General features: G+C 49.1%; 16 protein-coding genes and 2 tRNA genes. 10 read left to right on the forward strand and 8 right to left on the reverse strand.

Annotated elements, in window-relative coordinates; translation table 11 throughout:
* The first annotated feature begins 24 nt into the window (after positions 1 to 24).
* The 9 genes from EHV15_RS00315 to EHV15_RS00355 all read left to right on the forward strand — a co-directional run bounded on the left by EHV15_RS00315 (position 25) and on the right by EHV15_RS00355 (position 11325).
* Positions 25 to 98 (forward strand) — tRNA-Gly (locus EHV15_RS00315).
* Positions 99 to 682: 584 nt separating this feature from the next.
* Positions 683 to 2467: an ABC transporter ATP-binding protein gene (locus EHV15_RS00320; RefSeq protein ID WP_128629524.1), complete on the forward strand. Its 1785-nt coding sequence runs from the start codon at positions 683 to 685 to the stop codon at positions 2465 to 2467.
* Positions 2464 to 4323, forward strand: coding sequence for an ABC transporter ATP-binding protein (locus EHV15_RS00325; RefSeq protein WP_128629525.1), 1860 nt, complete (start codon positions 2464 to 2466; stop codon positions 4321 to 4323). The genes EHV15_RS00320 and EHV15_RS00325 overlap by 4 nt, the downstream gene beginning before the upstream one ends.
* Before the next feature lie 32 nt (positions 4324 to 4355).
* Entirely contained in the window at positions 4356 to 6248 is a 1893-nt protein-coding gene (locus tag EHV15_RS00330; protein WP_178075705.1) for an alpha-galactosidase, read from the forward strand.
* Positions 6249 to 6261: 13 nt separating this feature from the next.
* Positions 6262 to 7551 (forward strand): galactokinase, encoded by a 1290-nt coding sequence (locus EHV15_RS00335; protein ID WP_128629527.1) that lies wholly within the window; start codon positions 6262 to 6264, stop codon positions 7549 to 7551.
* Positions 7552 to 7620: 69 nt separating this feature from the next.
* On the forward strand, positions 7621 to 8700 hold the full coding sequence (locus EHV15_RS00340; protein WP_128629528.1) for a glycoside hydrolase family 53 protein: 1080 nt from the start codon (positions 7621 to 7623) through the stop codon (positions 8698 to 8700).
* Entirely contained in the window at positions 8697 to 9806 is a 1110-nt protein-coding gene (locus tag EHV15_RS00345; protein WP_246061226.1) for an ABC transporter substrate-binding protein, read from the forward strand. Before EHV15_RS00340 ends, EHV15_RS00345 begins: the two co-directional genes overlap by 4 nt.
* Positions 9782 to 10564: an ABC transporter permease gene (locus tag EHV15_RS00350; protein ID WP_246061227.1), complete on the forward strand. Its 783-nt coding sequence runs from the start codon at positions 9782 to 9784 to the stop codon at positions 10562 to 10564. The genes EHV15_RS00345 and EHV15_RS00350 overlap by 25 nt, the downstream gene beginning before the upstream one ends.
* A gap of 26 nt (positions 10565 to 10590) precedes the next feature.
* The gene (locus EHV15_RS00355) at positions 10591 to 11325 is read left to right on the forward strand and encodes an ABC transporter ATP-binding protein (protein WP_128635098.1); all 735 of its coding nucleotides are present in this window, start codon (positions 10591 to 10593) and stop codon (positions 11323 to 11325) included.
* A gap of 72 nt (positions 11326 to 11397) precedes the next feature.
* Here EHV15_RS00355 and EHV15_RS00360 read toward each other — a convergent pair.
* The 3 genes from EHV15_RS00360 to EHV15_RS00370 all read right to left on the reverse strand — a co-directional run bounded on the left by EHV15_RS00360 (position 11398) and on the right by EHV15_RS00370 (position 12279).
* A tRNA-Arg gene (locus EHV15_RS00360) sits at positions 11398 to 11471 on the reverse strand.
* Positions 11472 to 11572: 101 nt separating this feature from the next.
* Entirely contained in the window at positions 11573 to 11923 is a 351-nt protein-coding gene (locus EHV15_RS00365; RefSeq protein WP_128629529.1) for a hypothetical protein, read from the reverse strand.
* 26 nt (positions 11924 to 11949) lie between these two features.
* Positions 11950 to 12279, reverse strand: coding sequence for a hypothetical protein (locus EHV15_RS00370; RefSeq protein ID WP_342773941.1), 330 nt, complete (start codon positions 12277 to 12279; stop codon positions 11950 to 11952).
* Between the two features lie 143 nt (positions 12280 to 12422).
* On the opposite strand from EHV15_RS00370, the gene asnB reads away from it, so the two are divergent.
* Positions 12423 to 14267, forward strand: a complete 1845-nt coding sequence (gene asnB, locus EHV15_RS00375; RefSeq protein ID WP_128629530.1) for an asparagine synthase (glutamine-hydrolyzing) — start codon at positions 12423 to 12425, stop codon at positions 14265 to 14267.
* Positions 14268 to 14628: 361 nt separating this feature from the next.
* Here the strand turns inward: asnB and EHV15_RS00380 are convergent, their stop codons facing one another.
* The 5 genes from EHV15_RS00380 to EHV15_RS00400 form a co-directional block, all read right to left on the reverse strand.
* Positions 14629 to 15594 (reverse strand): LacI family DNA-binding transcriptional regulator, encoded by a 966-nt coding sequence (locus EHV15_RS00380; RefSeq protein WP_128629531.1) that lies wholly within the window; start codon positions 15592 to 15594, stop codon positions 14629 to 14631.
* Positions 15595 to 15687: 93 nt separating this feature from the next.
* A complete protein-coding gene (locus EHV15_RS00385) occupies positions 15688 to 15915 on the reverse strand; it encodes an exonuclease/endonuclease/phosphatase family protein (RefSeq protein WP_128629532.1) in 228 nt (75 codons plus the stop codon).
* A 283-nt stretch (positions 15916 to 16198) separates the two neighbouring features.
* Positions 16199 to 16819, reverse strand: coding sequence for an XTP/dITP diphosphatase (locus EHV15_RS00390; protein ID WP_128629533.1), 621 nt, complete (start codon positions 16817 to 16819; stop codon positions 16199 to 16201).
* 3 nt (positions 16820 to 16822) lie between these two features.
* Positions 16823 to 17581: a ribonuclease PH gene (gene rph, locus EHV15_RS00395; RefSeq protein WP_128629534.1), complete on the reverse strand. Its 759-nt coding sequence runs from the start codon at positions 17579 to 17581 to the stop codon at positions 16823 to 16825.
* 184 nt (positions 17582 to 17765) lie between these two features.
* Positions 17766 to 18839 (reverse strand): GerMN domain-containing protein, encoded by a 1074-nt coding sequence (locus EHV15_RS00400; RefSeq protein WP_128629535.1) that lies wholly within the window; start codon positions 18837 to 18839, stop codon positions 17766 to 17768.
* Positions 18840 to 18968 lie beyond the last annotated feature (129 nt).

Consider the following 18968-nt stretch of genomic DNA (forward strand, 5'->3'; position numbering starts at 1 on the left):
ATAATGTCTATTGCTGAGCAAAATGCGGGTGTAGTTCAATGGTAGAATGCCAGCTTCCCAAGCTTGAGGCGAGGGTTCGATTCCCTTCACCCGCTCCATAATTCGCTAAAGACAAGCACACTGACTAATGGTTATTCAACTATTAGGAGGTGTGCTTTTTTGGTGCGCTTGTCAAACCCGTTGGAGGCGCGACGCTGCTTCTATGGCAAAATATGCTATAATCATATAAGCAATAGAAAGGCTTCAAGGGCGGTCGGCGCTTCTTACCTACATGAAAAAGAAATAGACCGCCCTTGCCAAAGGTAAGCGGTCTATTCTAATAATTCCTTTTGCTAAAGCGTTCCGCCCTTAAAAGCGGCTATTGCTACTCTCGGGAGTCGTGTCGTATGTACGACTCCCTTTAATGTCTTCATTTTAGCATTTCATTAAGTGGGTTTCAATGATACATGATATTTTTTACCTAGTGTGTAAATAACTAATATACAAGTCGAGTCAAGGAAACGATGACCCGGAACGGTCGCCGTTTACCTTGACTCGGCTTTTTTTGTTAATGTACTGGCTAACGTGGAATAAGTATTACTTTTCGTTGTCTTACTCAATGTTTAATCCATTCCTGAAAAAGTACAATAATTCCATAAACCATCTTCATTGGCTAATTCAAGGAGAAGAAAGGTGAATTCGTTTGAAAATATTCAAACAAATGAAACCGTTTTATTGGAATGAGCGAAAACGACTGATTATTTCAATCTTGAGCTTAACTTGCGCCACAGGAATGAACTTAATGTATACGAAGCTGCTTCAGTTTCTTATTGATGATGTCATTGTAAATGAAAAATACGAGTTAGTATTAACCTTTTCGTTTACTGCGGCCGGGGTCATTATCGCCAAAAGCGGGATGCAGTATTTATACGGTTTCACAGGGGCAAGGGTCGGCAATAAAATGGTGTTGCGTTTGCGCAATGCATGCTATGAAAAATTGCAATACCTCCCCTACTCCTACTATGAAACCGCCAAAACTGGCGACTTGATCGCCCGAATGACGGTAGATATGGATGCTGTACGCAATTTTATCGGTTTTGATTTCGCTCAATTTATTAATATGGGACTAACGATTATCTTCGGATCTGTCATGATGTTGACGATAAGTTGGAAGCTGGCGCTATTGACCCTAATCACAACACCTATATTGATCTGGCTGACATTTCGGTTGGATCGAAAAGCGCAGCCGGCTTATCGGGATACACGGTCAGCAATGAGTCAACTTTCCTCTGTGGCCCAAGAGAATATTGCCGGTATACGGACGGTTAAGTCTTTTAACGGCATGGGGCATGAAATTAATAAGTTTTCGGATAAAAACGAGCGATATAGGAACAAACAATACGAAGCCGCAAAAACAGTTGCCAAACACTATCCCGTGATCGAGCTGATGGCCAATATTTGTCCTATCTTACTACTTATTTTCGGGGGGATGCATGTCATTCGGGGCTCATTGTCATTAGGGGAACTGGCCGCCCTGTTCAGTCTGACATGGCTAATCATTTCCCCTATGTGGTGGATAGCCTTTCATATCAATAAATATAGTCAAGCGAAGGCATCGGGAGAGCGGATATTTGAGCTGTTGCAGTTAGAAACAAGCCGCTGTATGCCTGAGCGGACGAGAGAAGATGCAGCTATACCGATCAATGGGGAAATCCGTTTTCAAGACGTATCCTTTTATTATAAAGAAAATTCATCAACACCCGCATTATTACACTTTTCATTAGTGGCTTCCCCAGGTTCGGTGGTTGGCATTATCGGCTCCACCGGATCGGGTAAATCGACAATTTTAAAGTTGCTGATCGGAGCTTACAAAATTAAGAAAGGAGAGATCACGATTGATGGCAAGAATTATGACGAATGGCATTCGAGCGACATAAAGCAAAGTATTGCCCCCGTTTTTCAAGAGACCTATTTATTTGCAGCCACTATACGCGATAATATCGCTTTTGGCGTGGACAACCCATCGGATGAAGAAATTACGCAAGCAGCAATGAAAGCCCAAGCCCATGAATTTATCTCCATGTTGCCCATGGGCTACGATACGGTAATCGGGGAACGCGGCATCGGTTTGTCAGGCGGACAAAGGCAGCGAATCGCCATTGCCAGAGCGTTGATTCGTAAACCGAAAATTTTGATCTTGGATGACGCTACAAGCGCTTTGGACATGGAAACGGAATATAAGTTGCAAAACGCGTTAAAAGATGAATTAGCGCAAACCACATGTTTTATTATGGCGAACAGAATTTCTTCAATAAGACACGCCGATGAAATCATCGTCTTGGATAAGGGGCAAATTTTGCAGCGCGGCACACATCAGGACCTTGTTTCATTAGAGGGTCCTTACCGGAGTATTTATTTGAGTCAGTACGATGATAGCATACATAAGCATAACCATTTGACGCTTACCGTAGAGGGGGGCGAACAATGAACACAGGCATAAAATCCCGAACGATAAACGCGAAGCCCTCGGCAAATCAACATCATAAATCGGACCGATTTGTGTACACTGGCGATTCGCCAGTCAAAAATTCCTTCAATTGGGCAAGCTTTGTCAACCTGTTTGACTACATAAAACCCTACATGAAACAGATCCTCGTTGCGGCTGCTTTCGTGCTGTTTGGAACACTTGCCCAAGTCGCCGCACCTGCCATCATAGCTATCGCAATTGACCAAGCGATAAATCCAAAAAACGGGGATTCGAGTGTCCGTCTTCTTTTGATTTATGCGGCGCTTATGTTTTTTTTGTGTGTGCTCCAAATGGCCATTAGTCAATATCGCATTAGGAAAACTAATAAAATCGGCCAACAAATCATTTGCGATCTAAGGTTGACTTTATTTCGGCGTATCCAGTCCATGTCTCTTCGCTTTTTTGACAAAATGCCCGCCGGTTCGATTCTGCAACGCTTAACCGGGGATATCGCCGCATTAGAAGATCTGGTTACGAACGGTACTGTAAACTTGATCATGGACATCTTCCAGCTGATAGGCGTTATAACAATTCTGCTTATATGGAACTTCAAACTAGGCTTGCTTATCGTGTTAACCGTACCGCTGATTTTTGCCGTTTCCTCGATACTTAGAAAGAAAATACGCGTTTCTTTTCAGGAGATGCGATTAAAACAGGCATATATTAACGCCCATCTCAACGATGCAATTCAAGGAATTAAAGTTACGCAGGCTTATGAACAGGAAAAGAATAACATTCGATATTTCGAACGCATTAACGGTGACAATATTCGGATATGGGATAAGGCCTCTGCACTGAATCAATTGTTTATTCCGATCATCCAGTTAAGCATTGTTGTCGATATTATCATCCTGTTTCTTTACGGGTCGCATTTAGTAGAAACAGGAGTAATGACAGTCGGCCTTTTCGTTGGTTATGCCAATTACATGTCTAATTTTTGGGAACCCGTACAAAGAATCGGCCAGTTGTATTCAAATTTATTAGTCGGAATGGCGTCCTCGGAAAGAATTTTTGAGTTCATCAAAGAGACTCCGGGAGAAACTGAAGCGCCGAATGCAAAAAATCTCGCGCCAATCAAAGGAGAAATTTGTTTTGAGCAAGTCGTCTTTAAATACGACGAGAACCTGGTGGCTTTGCGAGGGATTGACTTAACCATTTATCCCGGCCAAACGGTGGCCTTAGTCGGCAGCACTGGGGCTGGTAAAAGTACATTAGTCAATCTGCTTTGTCGGTTTTACGACCCTAGTGAAGGCCGGGTGCTTATTGACGGAACGGATATTCGCGAGGTTACCTTACATAGCCTTCGTTCGCAGATAAGCATAGTTCTACAGGATACCTTTATTTTTTTAGGCACGGTTCGTGAGAATATCCGTTACGGCAATCTCGATGCGACTGATGAAGAAGTTGAACAAGCGGCGAAATCCGTATTTGCGCATGACTTTATCCTGAGACTTCCGCAGGGTTACGACACGCTTTTGCAAGAACAAGGAGGCATGCTTTCAACGGGGCAAAAGCAACTCGTTTCGTTTGCCAGAGCGATTATCGCCAATCCGCGAATTCTCATTTTGGATGAAGCCACTGCAAATATAGACACCGAGACGGATAAACATATTCAACAAGCGCTTAATGCTCTTCAATCCGGCAGAACGACGGTAATTGTGGCTCACCGCCTTTCTACTATCAGGGATGCTGATCAAATTTATGTGCTTGATCACGGAGAACTCATCGAGCAAGGCAGACACCAGGAACTGATTGAGAACGCAGGCACATATCGCAAATTCATTGAAATGCAGAAATTTTTAGCGGCAGGAGAATAATGCGCCAAAATTGGCTTAGGAGGAATCGGATCGTGAATGATTTTTTGAAAATTGAAGTTTTAATGTTCTCCGGCAAGAAAGCGGAATTTAATCCAATTTGTTTGGGAAAATCGTATGAGCTTGAGGATAACAACGTTAAGTTGATAGTAGGAAATAAACTGCCATTCTCCATTTGTGCCAAGCCGTTAGACCGCAATGATTACGTCCAAAGCATTGAGTTTACGTTTTTCACGCAAATTCGCAATTATCATTCGGTTATCCTTCCCGATAGCGGACGGTGGTTTTTCAATAGCTCCAGAGTGGTGACATTTTGGCGTTCTTTCAGGGAGTTGCAAACAGGCGTTGACGATACGAAGCTTTCGTTGTTTATTTTTACCGGCAGGGATCGTTACACCGCTTTGGCTGCGGGGATCATTGGTGAAAATTACGAGACAGCCTACAGGCTTGTAGAACCAGAATCGAATCGCGCGTTGAATGTACACACCGGATATATGGTATTTCAGATTAAGAGAGGAACCGATAAGTATCCAATTCCATCCCGCATTTCACAGCAAAATGACGATAATTCCCTCACGGAATACGTTTATTACAAACGTCCGTCTGAGAGGGAACATGAAAAGCAGCCTTGGGTAATGACGGTTCGTGAATTTACAAATTACCAACGAACCTTGTTTTCCCTTCGTGACCCCGTAGTGAAGGCCTCATTACTCCCGACTTGGTGTACTTGGGCCGATTGGCACAGTAATGACATCAATAGCGATATGATTTTAGAGAATGTCAAGACGGGGGTGGAACTGGGGATTTTCAATTATATTATTGACGACGGTTGGTTCGGGCCGGGGCTGGACAATGATTACAGCGTTCAATTAAATATCGGGGATTGGGAGCCGGATCCCGACAAAATTCCCGATATGAATGAACTGGTAAAAACGATAAAAAGCTATGGGGCCAAGCCGATGATTTGGTGTGCGCCGCATGCAGTTGCCGCCGCGGCGAAATGTTTTCCCGAGCGTAAAAGGCTGTTAATCGCCGATGAATTTGGCGAACCCGTTATTAATCCAACGCAATTTTATTCTTTATGTTTCATGAACAGTGAAGCTAGGGATGTTATGGCCGATATTTGTTTGAAATTTATTGAAAAATGGGATTTTGATGGAGCCAAGTATGACTTGTTTAACTGGGTTCCGAATGTTCCATGCCGCAATCCGGAGCATCATCATGATGTGTCCACGATGCTGGAAGGATTGGAAAAGACACTTGCGCTGATCGAGGAACGTACGCGCAAGCGTAAAAAAGACTATATCGTGGAACTAAAACAAAACTACGGTACCCCGTTCCTCTCGCGTTACGGAACGATGATGCGGGCAGGAGACGGCCCCTTTGATCCGGAAAGCAATTTTTTGAGAACCATGTTTATTCAAGGATATACTCCATACGCTCTAAATGACTATCAAATCATTACGGGGACGGAAACGCCGGAGGATACCGCGATTGCCGTAATTAAAATGTTTGCGGCAGGTATACCGGCATACAGTATAAATTTCAGCAAACTGACGCAAGATCAACTCGCCGTCATTCGTTATTTAAATCACTGGTACCTCAACCACTTGGACCTGTTTAAAAATCACCGTGTCCCTCAAGACCCCGATGCCAATGTGATCAAAATTGACGGTCTTGAGTATGATATTGTATTTCTGGTCAATCACGGAGGCACGGTCGGGATTGAGCGGGACACGCTCTTGTTGAACGGAACCTATGACCGGCAATTTTTCGCGCAAAATGCGAACGCAAGGTCAGAACAATTCCGATTCATTGCCACCGATTGTTACGGAACAATCACGGAAGATACTCCCTTTTCGAGGTCCAGTCACTGGTTTACAGGCGAGATGTCCCCGGGCGGGATGGTTCAGATCAAATACATTTAGGAGGAAGATCCTTATGCTGTCAATTGAACAAACCATTGAGATGCTAAACACAAGTAAAGCCGGAACACTGTTATCCCATTTATATGGTCAAGAACAGCTTTCCTATCAGCTTGACCGCTACAGCGCATTGGTTAAGTCGTTTCAAGCGCACTTCGAAGACGGGAAGCTTGCTTTATTCTCTTCTCCCGGCCGAAGTGAAATCGTGGGAAATCATACTGACCATAACCATGGGAAGGTGCTCGCCGGAAGCATCAATTTGGATACCATCGCAGCGGCCGTCCAAGTTGACGAGCCTATTATTACGTTTATTTCCGAAGGTTACCCCGGCAAGTTTATCGTTGACATTACTCAGTCAGAACCAAATCCGAACGAACCGGCTACGCTGTCTCTTGTACGGGGTATCGTGGCGGGCTTTAGCGAATTCGGCTATTCTGTCGGCGGTTTCAATGCCTATATATCCACCAATGTATTATCTGCTTCCGGTTTGAGTTCTTCGGCTTCGTTCGAAATGCTGATTTGCAGTATATTAAACACCTTCTACAATCAAGGAACCTTGGACTCGATTGCAATGGCAAAGATCGGACAATATGCAGAAAATAAATACTGGAACAAGCCGTCCGGGTTGCTTGATCAAATGGCGTGCGCACATGGCGGACTTATTTCGATCGATTTCGCAAACCCGTATAAACCAGTCATCACCCCTGTTCGCTTTGATTTTCAGCAGAACGGTTACTCCCTTGTAATCGTAAATACCGGCGGAAATCATGCTGATTTAACGGATGATTACGGTGCCGTGCCGAAGGAAATGCGCTCCGTTGCGAAAGCATTGGGGGCTGAGGTTTGCCGGGACCTGACGCCAAATGATATATACGGAAACTTAAATTCCCTTAGAAATCAATGCGGGGACAGAGCCGTACTTAGGGCACTGCATTTTTTCGCAGAGAATAAAAGGGTTGATGCCCAGACGGAATCTTTGACAAACGGAAACATGGAACAGTTTCTCAAACTGATTGCCGATTCGGGAAATTCATCCTGGAAATGGCTGCAAAACTGCTATCGTAATGCGGATATTCGGCATCAGGAGATTACGGTTGCACTGGCTATTACCGAATCTTTTCTCAAGGATATCGGCACGGGTGCTTGCCGTGTGCATGGCGGCGGCTTTGCGGGAGTCATACTCACCATTATACCGAATGAAGCTGCACAATCGTATACCCGGTTTATAAAGGATACGCTCGGCACCTCAACTTACATCATAAATGTTCGGGAACATGGCTCGATCTGTTTAAATGACATCATATGATTAAACCGTCCGAGGAATCGCGAAATTAACACTGCACATTATTAATGTTGGTATTGGGAGGACGGACAAATGAAGCATTCTTTTCTATACGGAGCGGACATTTCATTTCTTGATGAGGTTGAACAAGCAGGCGGTAAATTCTATGAGGGAGAGCACGAGGAGGATTGCCTGGAAATTTTAAGAAGAAACGGAGTGAACTCAATTCGGCTGCGTCTATGGAATGATCCGGCGGGGGAATTCTGCAATTTGGAACATACTTTGCAAATGGCCAAGCGTGTAAAAGAAAAAGGTATGCATCTTCTTCTTTGCTTTCACTATTCCGACGAATGGGCTGATCCTAAGCATCAGACGAAGCCGATCGAATGGGCCAGCCTCAATTTTAAAGAATTAAAGCTGGCGTTGTACTCCTTCACTCAACATGTAGTTTCGGCATTAGTGATGCAAGGGACTAAACCGGATATGGTACAGATAGGAAATGAGATTACGATGGGAATATTGTGGGAGGATGGCTGCGTAAGCGGGGAATTCCGCAAGTCGGATGAAAAATGGCAAAATTTATCCGATCTCGTCAGAACAGGCGTTCAGGCCGTAAAATCAGTCGATCCCGAAATTAATGTCATGGTTCACATTGACCAGGGCGGAAAAAACGATGTGTGTAGATTCTTTTTAGACCGCTTCAATAAGCATGGAATCGATTTTGATTCGATCGGTCTGTCTTTTTATCCTTGGTGGCATGGAACGTTAGAAGACCTGGAGTATAATCTGGCTGACTTGGCACTACGATACGGCAAAGAAATTGCTATTGTTGAGATGGCTTATCCCTGGACGATTCACAATCCGCTCAATGATATTACAATCGTGCGGGCAAAAGAACAACTGCATCCGGGCTATGCGGCGACCGTAGAAGGTCAAGCTGAATATGTCCGGGATTTTATTCAACTTATCCAAAGGACACCGCACCAAAAATGTATCGGTTTTCATTATTGGGAGCCGTGCTGGATCCCTTGCAAAACGGATTGGTCTGTCGGACATCTCAACAATTGGTCAAATTTGACGTTATTTAATGATTCGGGGAAGCCGCTTCCGGCGTTGACCGCTATTCGAGAGTTAAGCGGATTTTCAACAGCTGAAGGAGGCCCGGGCGTTTGAAGAGTTTCATCAAAAGAATGTTGAGTTGTGTTTTGCTGCCGGCTGTTCTAGTTTTTTTTCAGGCCTGTGATAGCAGCATTTTCGTCAAAAAGAGCGACTCGACAACACCTCCGTTAAAAATCATAGTTGGCTATCAGTCAACGACCGCACAAACTTGGGGAGCCCTGATTATTAAAAATCAACAGCTGTTTGAAAAAAATTTACGGAATCTCAGCCCCGATGCCAGTGCTGATATTCAAGTGGAATGGTTTGATGCTTCCGCCGGGTCAGTTCTCAATAATAATATGATTGGCGGTAAAATACAGCTTTCGTTTCTTGGCGATATGCCCGCTTTACTAAACGGTATACAAGGAACTGAGCAACCAAATTATAAGTCTGTATTGATCGCTTTGGACGGTAAGGGCAAAGCGGGAGCAAACCAGGCAATTCTGGTTCCGGCCGAAAGTCATATTGACCGAATTGAAGATTTGGAAGGCAAGACCGTTTCAACTCCTGTCGGAAGCAGCGCACACCGTATGTTGCTGGAAACATTGGAAGCTCATCACTTGCTCGATAAGGTTACTGTAGTTGATCAATCCGTCACTGTCGGGATGCAGAGTATTGAGCAAAACAAAATTGATGCCCATGCCACATGGGAACCCTATCCCAGCTTCATTGAATTCCGCGAAGCCGGAAAAGCACTTCAAACCGTAGAGGCGGCAAAAACCGATTATTTGACAGCGGTTGTTGCCAATCGCGGCTGGGCGGAACAGAATCGAGCATATGTCATAGCTTTTCTGATGGCCCTTTATGAAGCCCATCAATTTGTTTTAGACCATCCTGACGAAACGGCTGAAATATTCGCAAAGGAAAGTGAGTTTCCGCTGAACGTATGCCGAAAAATGGTTGATTCGATACGATTTGACGCAGCCATATATGAACGGGACGTCCTCACTTTAAAGAACGACATACTATTTCTTTCGGACATCGGCAAAATCAAGTCTCTGCTGAATCTGTCGGAATTTATTGACGACAGTTATCTGCGGGAAGCTATGAAAATGCTGGACAAACCTTATTTGACAACAGAGGAGTTGAGTGGGGAGTGGGTAGAAAAGAAACCGTTGTAACGGCGGCCATAAAATCTGTTTTGATCAAAATAATAGCCGTTCTTATGCTAATTTGCTTCTGGCACATTCTTGTAGCCGCGAATGTGATGCAGCCCCTCCAATTCGGCAATTTGCCGGGCCCGATCGAGGTGTTTACGGCATGGCTGAATTTATTGGCAGAGCCGTATTATTACGTCGATATAATTGTCAGCACCATCAGGGTATCGGCAGGTATACTATTGGGATTAATTGGGGCGGTCCCTTTGGGATTAAGTATCGGCCTATCGAAAAAAATTAGCAATATGATATTCACGAATCTTGAAATATTCCGCCCAATCCCCTTAATTGCGTATCTGCCCGTAGCCATGCTGCTTTTCAGTACGATTGAGGCAAGTATTATTTTTATAACTTTTATCGGCGCCTTCTTCCCCATTTTGATTAACGTGATTCAAGCAACGAAGCGTGTCCCTGAACCATTGGTTCAAACAGCTTTAAATTTGGGCTGCAAACCGGTTCAAACTATCTTTAGAGTTTATCTGCCGGCCATTGCTCCGGAAGTATTTACCGGCTTAATGATAGGCACCGGCGCTTCATGGATGGGGGTAATTACCGGGGAAATGATGTCCGGACAAACGGGCATCGGATATTCCACATGGCAAGCGTATCAGTTGCTGGATTATTCTCAATCCATAATAGGAATGTTTACTATCGGGCTGCTCGGATTTGTCTTTTCGCGGATAGTGCGCTTTACCGAGAGCATGATGGTGCGATGGCTGTAGTGAACTCGGAGGGATAGCCAGTGTACATGGAATTGAATGGGATTAGAAAATCATATCGGACAAGAAGAAATGAGCTTCTGAACGTATTATCGGATATCTCTCTGGCGGTACAAGAAAATGAAATCGTATCATTGATCGGGCAGTCAGGCTGCGGAAAAAGCACCCTATTAAAAATAATCGCAGGAATTGAGCAGCCTGATAGCGGACTGGTTCGGTTTCAAGGCAGGCCCGTCACGGGACTCTCAACAAATAGGGGTTATATATACCAAGATTATGCCCTGTTTCCTTGGCTGACCGTCAGGCAGAACATAAGTTTCGGATTACGCAATCAACGTATCGCTAAGGGATATAAGCGGCTCCTGGTAGAGGGATATGTCGATAAATTCGGATTAAACAGCGCGAAAAATTTATACCCTCACCAACTTTCCGGAGGGATGAAGCAAAGAACGGCCATTGCTAGAGCTCTTTGCATGAAACCGGGTTTGTTGCTATTGGACGAGCCTTTTTCCGCACTTGATATGATGAACAGATACAAGTTGCAGGATGAACTATTGGCTGTTTGGGGCACGGAGAAAATGACTTATATTCTGGTGACTCACGATATTGAAGAAGCGATTTATTTATCCGACCGAATTGTTGTTATGACTCCAAGTCCAAGTCAAATTAAAGAAGTGGTATCTATCCCCATTGCTAGACCGCGAGTGCGAACTAGCCTAGAGTTTGTAAAGATAAGGGAGCGAATATCGGACTTGCTTTTTTAACACGTTAATTCCGGGGGCCGCCTAATACTAAAAAGGCCCGTATCTACGGGCCTCGAGCAATATCTAAGGAAACGTCCCAGGAACGATTCGAACGCTCGACCGACGGCTTAGAAGGCCGTTGCTCTATCCAGCTGAGCTACTGGGACACAAATAGGAATAAAAAAGGATGCGTTAATTATTATAGCGCATCCTGTTTATTTTTTCAAAGCGGTTTTTACAAAAAAAGCCGTTCTCCCGCCATCAAAAGTTATTGGGGAGGGAGCTCTTTAAGCTTCGCCGCAATCGCCTCGTTCGCCAGCAAATTTTCCAAGAACAGCCTCCGCTGTTTAGCAGGCTCCGGCCATCCGGCATCCCCGAAATGCTCTTCCGGCACTTCCGCGTAAGCCTGATGCATGTTATTGTCGTACCAATCGATTTCCGGCTGGGCGTCGCTTCGGATCATGCGGACGATTTCCCAGTCTTCGCCTTGCCCGGAACGGGCGATATAGACGAACAGATCGGGGTCGCCTACCGCCCCCGGCCGCACCTGGATGACGGCGCAGGGACGTCCCCGATGCTCGTCCATCCGTCTGAATTCCGCGTCTTTGATGTAATACACGCGCAGGTCGCTCCTTTCTTTACGCTTCAAACCGGCCAGAGTTTGCCCGGATACCCCGCCCGTTCCAGCTGCTCCCTGGTCTCCGCCGTGCCCAGCCGGTAAATTTCCCGAAACAGGCCGCTCACAACGCTTTGATAGCTGCGGTTGACGTCGTCTTCCGGCGTATCCGGCCAAGGATAGGTGTATGCCAAAAAAGTGCTTTCTTCCTTCTCGCCAAGCTGATCAAGTATGTGCTTTAACGTATCGGCCTCCTCCGAGGTTGCCTCAACCGACCATTCATAGGCCGCCGCCCCCGGATCGTCGAGCACCGAGCGCCCCTGTACGGACACGTAATACCGTTTCTTTTCCAAGGCCATATCTCCCCTTTCTCCTGGCTGACAGTCATAGTTTTCCATGATGGACAGACATTTTATGCCCTTGTTCGGCATATTTTGTTAATACTTTTCACCCGGTCGGCAAGCGGGAGACGTAAAGCAATGCAGAGAGGAGATTTGCAAAAATGTGCGGAATAACCGGCTTTATCGAATGGAACCGGGATTTGACCAAAGAATCGGACCTTGTACTGTCCATGACATCCTGTCTGGAAAAGCGGGGCCCCGATGCGCAGGGAACTTGGATTTCCGGCCCTTGCGCTTTTGGCCATCGGCGCCTTAGCGTCATGGATCCCGAAAACGGAGCCCAGCCGATGATCATCCATGAAGAAGACGCGGTGTTTACGATCGTATATAACGGGGAGCTTTACAACGCGCCGGAATTAAAAGCCGAGCTGCAGCGAAGAGGACGCAGGTTTCAAACGAACTGCGATACGGAGGTGCTGCTGCAATCGTATATCGAATGGGGGCCGGATTGCGTGTACCGGCTTAACGGCATTTTCGCCTTTGCCGTTTGGGACAGCGTCAGACAGCATGTTTTTTTCGCGCGGGACCGTCTCGGCGTGAAGCCGCTGTTCTACAGCGAGGTGGACGGAACGTTGATTTTCGGCTCCGAACCTAAAGCCATTTTGCAGCATCCCAAAGTCAAACCGGCCGTCGGACCGGAAGGGCTTGCCGAAATTTTCGTCATCGGGCCGGCCCGGACCCCCGGCCATGGCGTCTACAAGGATCTCAAGGAACTGCGCCCCGGCCACGTTATGATTTACAGCCGCTCGGGTCTGCGGAAATACGCTTACTGGAAGCTGGAGGCGGAACCCCATGCCGATGACGTGGAAACGACGGCCGCCACCATCCGCCGGCTGCTGCAGGATACGCTGGAGCGGCAGCTTATCTCCGACGTGCCGGTCTGCACGCTGCTGTCGGGAGGCCTGGATTCCAGCGCGCTGACCGCGCTTGCCGTCGATTACTACAAACGGACCGGTCAGGGCCGGGTACACACTTATTCGATCGATTACGTGGATAACGATAAGCATTTTAAAGCCCACAGCTACCAGCCGGGCGCGGATGGCCCATGGATCAAACGAATGGTCGAGGAACTGGGCACGGAGCACCACGCGATAACGTTCGACACTCCCGAACTTGTCGCCGCCCTGCCCGACTCGACCGTCGCCCGCGACATGCCGGGCATGACCGATGTCGACGCGTCGCTGCTGCTGTTTTGCCGGGAGATCAAAAAAGGCGCCACGGTGGCTATTTCCGGAGAAGCGGCGGATGAGGTGTTCGGCGGCTATCCCTGGTTCCACCGCGAGGAGCTGCTGAATTCCGGGACGTTCCCCTGGTCGGTTGCGACCGGGCTGCGCGTGGAGCTGCTGGCCCCGGAAATCCGCGAATGGATCAGACCCGAACAGTATCTCGCGGACCGGTACAGCGAAGCCGTGGCCGAAGCGCCGAAGCTGGAGGGGGAATCCGGGGAACGGGCCCGCATGCGCATCATGTCCTATTTGAACATCACCCGCTTCATGCCGACGCTGCTCGACCGCAAGGACCGGATGAGCATGGCCGCCGGCCTGGAGGTTCGCGTCCCTTACTGCGACCATCGGCTCGTGCAATACGTATGGAATATCCCCTGGGAGATCAAGACGACCGGAGGCCGCGAAAAAGGCATCCTGCGCAAAGCGCTCGAAGGCATCCTGCCGGAAGACGTACTGTACCGCAAAAAAAGCCCTTATCCCAAAACCCATAATCCGAACTATTTAACCGCCGTACGCAATGAGATGCTGGCCATTTTGGATAATCCGTCATCGCCGATCCTGCCGCTGATTAATAGCGACAAAATCCGATCCATCGCCGCTTCCGAGGAATCCTCCTCGAACCTGCCGTGGTTCGGCCAACTCATGTCCGGGCCGCAGCTGTTCGCTTATTTGTCTCAAGTTAACCACTGGTTAAAAACTTACGGCATCGAGTTCCGCTAATGGAACCAAACGAAATGTAAAAGCTTTTGCAGGCGCAGGCATCTTTCTTACAGATTCAACCATCTTAGTTGCAAAACGTACAATTAGATTTCAACGAAGAAGCGGGTTCATATGGTTTAATTGCATTTCCTGCAACTACATCCAAGCGTTCCACACCAGTGCTTCAAATCGTGCAGATTTAAATGCTGGATTTGCAATTAAACATGCGCTTGGCTGGATATCCGGATGAATAAATGTACTTTTTACAACTATTAACCGGTAATCTCAAAAAAGAACGGGTCACGAGGGCAATCCCCCTGTGAATCCCGTTCTTTTCCCTTCACAACCCGTTCTTTCGCTTTTGTCGGCGCGGGCCGTCAAGTCAAACTTTTCCCACGGATTCGCCTTTGATCAAAGTGACGTAAATCCGTTCGTGCTCAACCTGCTCACCCGCCAAAATTTTGATTAACTGCTCGGCGGCGAGCGCTCCCCATTTCCGTTTGTAGTAATTGATCGTGGCCAGGCGCGGCTGCATATAGTTCGTCAGCTCGATATTGTCGAAGCCGATCAGATGAATATGCTCGCCGACCCGGTAGGCACTCCCCTCCAAACGGTTCCAGAAGCCGATCGCCATTTCGTCGTTCAGGCAAAAAACCGCAGCCGGTCCGGAGTACTCCCGGATCACCTGCTCGGCGGCCCGCTCCCCGCCGCTTTTTTTGAAATCGCCGGCGATTTCGATCCATTCCACGTCCCGCGCGCGGTCCGCCACCATTCTAACGGCCTTCATCCGCTGAATCGAGTCGAACGAGCCCTCCGGCCCGGTCACCACATATATCTTCCGGTGTCCTTGTTCCAGCAAATATTCGGCCGCCAGCGCGGCGCCCGCCTTGTTGTCCAGCAGCACCTGGTTGATGTTGGGGTGGTCCAGCTCCCGGTCGAGCACGACGATCTTGTGGTTGCGATCCGCATATTTGAGCAGCTCTTCGTTCATGAACGTCTGGTCCAAAATGACGGCCCCGTCGATCATCCGCTCCGGAAGCATCCGGTGCGCCCTTTTGCCGCTGCATACGATTAGATCGTACCCCCGGTCGTTGCACACCTCTTTCATTCCGTCCAACAGGTCGCCGTAAACGTCCCCTTTGAAGTCCGTCAGAAACACGCCCAAAATTCCGGATTCCCGCTTCTTTAACGTTCTTGCCGCCGCATTCGGCACATAGTTCAGTTCCTTGGCAACCGCCAAAATTTTCGAGCGCGTTTCATCCGTCACCTTGCTGCTGCCGTTTAGGGCGTATGATACGGTTGAAATGGAAACCCCGGCTTTTTTAGCGATATCCTTAATGCTCACCAATACTCCTCGCTCCTTACGTTGTCACGCCCTGCCTTGCTCTCACAGATTCGTAGATTCGTGCCAAAAAATTCCGTTATCCTAACCTTATATAGTTTACATAAAAATCTCAACTACATTGTTATTGCCATCCCGCCCCGAGCCAACCCAGCCGTACTCCGGCAGACGCTCCTGCAAATCTTCCAGCTGCCGGTGCAGCACCTCCTGCATGCCGACCAGATCGGGCCGGTGAAAGCGGATGATGCCGGCAACCATGTCCCGGCGGCTGCTCCATATATTTTCGCCCTCAAGGTCGTACCTCTCATTCGCGGCACCCCGTTCCATAAAGTGGATTGCACCGCCATTCTACCATAACTTAACGAAAGTGGGGGATGAATGATCGTTGCCGGAAATAGCACCCGTTTTCCTCCAGTTTTCTAATATAGAAGAAAAAATTTCCTCTATATTTAGCCATACTTCCTTTTTGGAAGAACATAAGGCCCTTTTTTACCGCTATTCCCAGGGCCTCCACATAGACGCAAGCCGTGTGTTCCTCCCCTCCACGATCCAATGAAAAAAGCACAGCATCGGGTTTTCCGATTACTGTGCCTCTAAAATGCCTGCTTGGTTACGGGGCCAGCTTGGCCGCCAGGTTGCGCAGCGCCGCCCCGCGGTGGCTGGCGGCCTGCTTCTCCTCCAGGCTTAGCTCCGCGAACGTCTTCTCGTAGGCGGGCAGGTAAAACAGCGGGTCGTACCCGAATCCGCCGCCTCCGGCCGGCTCGGATGTGATCCAGCCTTCCGCTTCGCCGGAGGCTTCCACAAACCGCCCGGTGGCCGGGTCGTACAGCGCCAGATGACAGACGAACCGCGCCGGGCTGAGCAGCGGCTGCTCGGTATCTTCCCCGAGCCGCTCCTTCTCCAGCTCCGCCAGCAGCTTTTCGTTATTGTCCTCGTCGGAAGCGCCCTCGCCGGCATAACGGGCCGAATAAACTCCCGGCGCTCCACCCAGCCGGTCGACGCACAGTCCCGAGTCGTCCGCCAACACCGGACGTCCCAGGTGGTCGCCAACCGTTTTGGCTTTTTTGCGGGCGTTTTCGGCAAACGTTTCGCCGTCCTCGACGATGTCCGGGATGTCCGGATAATCGGCCAGGCTCTGCACCTGCTTGCTTAGGGGCTCCAAAGCGTGGGCGAATTCCCGGACCTTGCCCTGATTCCGCGTGGCCACGACGATAATCGGTCCTTCGATCATCGGTTACACCGCCGATCCGGACTGTCCGCTTTGAATGTGCAGGGCGACGGGGCCAAGCGCTTCGCGCTGCTGCTCGATCATCTCCCGGATTCCTTTCTCGGCCAGCGCCAGCATCCGGTCCAGGTCCTCGCGGGAGAACGGGTTCTCCTCCCCGGTTCCCTGCACTTCGACAAAGTGGCCGCGGCCCGTCATTACGACGTTCATGTCGACCATCGCCTTGGAATCCTCGTCATAATTCAGATCGAGGAGCGTCTCCTGTCCAACGATGCCCACGCTGACGGAAGCGAGATAGTCGGTGATCGGAAAGACCGGCAGCGCATGCTTTTGGACGATCTTGTGCATCGCCAGCGCCAGCGCCACAAAAGCCCCGGTGATCGACGTCGTCCGCGTGCCGCCGTCCGCCTGAATCACGTCGCAATCGATCGTGACGGAGCGCTCTCCCAGCGCCTGCAGATCGACGACCGAACGGAGCGAACGCCCGATCAGGCGCTGGATCTCCATCGTTCGTCCGCTCAGCTTTCCCCTTGCCGATTCGCGTTGATTCCGGGTCTGGGTCGCCCGGGGGAGCATCGAATATTCAGCCGTCACCCAGCCTTTGCCCTGCCCCTTCATAAACATCGGTACTTTCTCTTCCACGGTCGCCGTACACATCACCTTCGTGTCGCCAACCTCAATATATACGGAGCCCTCCGCATATTTATTGACGTTTACGGTCAACTTCATTGGGCGGCGCTCATTTGCTTCGCGTCCGTTACTTCTCATTCTGATGGCCTCCTACATTTTCTTGCTGTCCATATGCTTTTCCTATTCTACCAAAGTGTGGTCATAAAAGCATCTTTCCATTCCTCCGGACACAGGGTTTTCGCATGCTTTGGCCATACAAAAAAACCCTGCGGCGCAGGGTTTTTCGTTCATGTTTTCAGCTCCAAAATCATACGGCTGGAGCTCAAAGCGGAATGGCATTGATCGTTTCGGGCCGCACAACGGGTTCGCTGTATTTTTGGTTGTCCATGCCGATGACCTCTTTTTGCCCGTTGACCCAAATACGCACTTTGCTGTCGTCGGCGTTTTGCGCCACGGTCAGCACGAGCGACTGCATCATCTGCGCCGGAAGCTTCTCGCCGGCTTCAAACATGTCGTCCTGCAGCGATACCGTCACGACGCCGTCCTGGGATTTCTCCACGCTTTCCAGCTTGGTATTGTCCGTCACGACTCTTTCCAGGCCATCGCCCCGCTGCGGACCTTGGAGCAGTTCGCCAAGCGCCGCTTGCACCGGATCGTTCCCGGCAGGGACAAACCGCGTCACCGGCACAAAATACTGCACCCCGTCCGGCGTCGCCGCGGAGAAATACACAACCACCGGGCTCGATTGCGATAAGCTGGAGCCATCGCGTAGCTCCAAATTGATGCCGATGCTGCGGCTAAGCGGACGGTCCAGCGGCGTTCCGCCGACCGGCATTTCGTTCAGCTTTTCCCCGTCCACCCAAAGCTGGACCTTCTCGACGCCGGGAGTTCCGGTAAGCGTCCAGGTCAAAGCTTCGAGGATTTTCCGTTCATCCTCCTTGGCATAATCGGCAAACGCCCCGTTGAATTCGACGACGGCCAACTTTTCGTCTTGCTTGACGGTCACGGCTTTGACCTCGGTGCCCGCCGGAAGCACGCCGGCAAACCCGGCCGGAATCAGGCTGTCGTACGGCCCATCCTGCACGATCGTTTCCAGCATTCGATTCAGCTTCAAGGATGCGTCGCCTTCCGGCAAATGCAGCGCCACCGGGGCCAGCAGGCCGTGCTCGTTCTCCAAATATACCGTCGAAAGCGCCTCCTCCGTCATGAAGCTTGTCTGTTCCGAGCTTGTCTTTTCGGCGCCGATCGACTCCAGCATTTGCGCCTCCACGTCCGCGGGCGGCGGATCGATTTGGGCGGATGAACCAGCCCCAAACAGACTGCATCCCGACAGCAGCAGCGGAAACGCTAACACGCTGACGGCGGCCGTGTTCCGAAAACGGCGGTTCCTATTCATCGTCTTTTTGGCTCCTCCCTAACATTTTTCTTAGGTTTGTATTACTATATATACGAGCCCTTCTTTGAAAAATAACTATATTTTTCAGGGAAGTGGACAAACTGCTTCATATCTGTGCCAAGAAGAACC

This window comes from Paenibacillus oralis (genome assembly GCF_003863965.1).
Taxonomy (GTDB): domain Bacteria; phylum Bacillota; class Bacilli; order Paenibacillales; family Paenibacillaceae; genus Fontibacillus; species Fontibacillus oralis.

Bases quoted from the DNA above. Each gene is read 5' to 3' on its own strand.
- EHV15_RS00400 (WP_128629535.1), bottom strand. From the start codon at position 18,839: ATGAATAGGAACCGCCGTTTTCGGAACACGGCCGCCGTCAGCGTGTTA.
- EHV15_RS00335 (WP_128629527.1), top strand. From the start codon at position 6,262: ATGCTGTCAATTGAACAAACCATTGAGATGCTAAACACAAGTAAAGCC.
- rph (WP_128629534.1), bottom strand. From the start codon at position 17,581: ATGAGAAGTAACGGACGCGAAGCAAATGAGCGCCGCCCAATGAAGTTG.
- EHV15_RS00370 (WP_342773941.1), bottom strand. From the start codon at position 12,279: ATGGCCTTGGAAAAGAAACGGTATTACGTGTCCGTACAGGGGCGCTCG.
- EHV15_RS00355 (WP_128635098.1), top strand. From the start codon at position 10,591: ATGGAATTGAATGGGATTAGAAAATCATATCGGACAAGAAGAAATGAG.
- EHV15_RS00325 (WP_128629525.1), top strand. From the start codon at position 2,464: ATGAACACAGGCATAAAATCCCGAACGATAAACGCGAAGCCCTCGGCA.
- EHV15_RS00385 (WP_128629532.1), bottom strand. From the start codon at position 15,915: ATGGAACGGGGTGCCGCGAATGAGAGGTACGACCTTGAGGGCGAAAAT.
- EHV15_RS00390 (WP_128629533.1), bottom strand. From the start codon at position 16,819: ATGATCGAAGGACCGATTATCGTCGTGGCCACGCGGAATCAGGGCAAG.
- asnB (WP_128629530.1), top strand. From the start codon at position 12,423: ATGTGCGGAATAACCGGCTTTATCGAATGGAACCGGGATTTGACCAAA.
- EHV15_RS00340 (WP_128629528.1), top strand. From the start codon at position 7,621: ATGAAGCATTCTTTTCTATACGGAGCGGACATTTCATTTCTTGATGAG.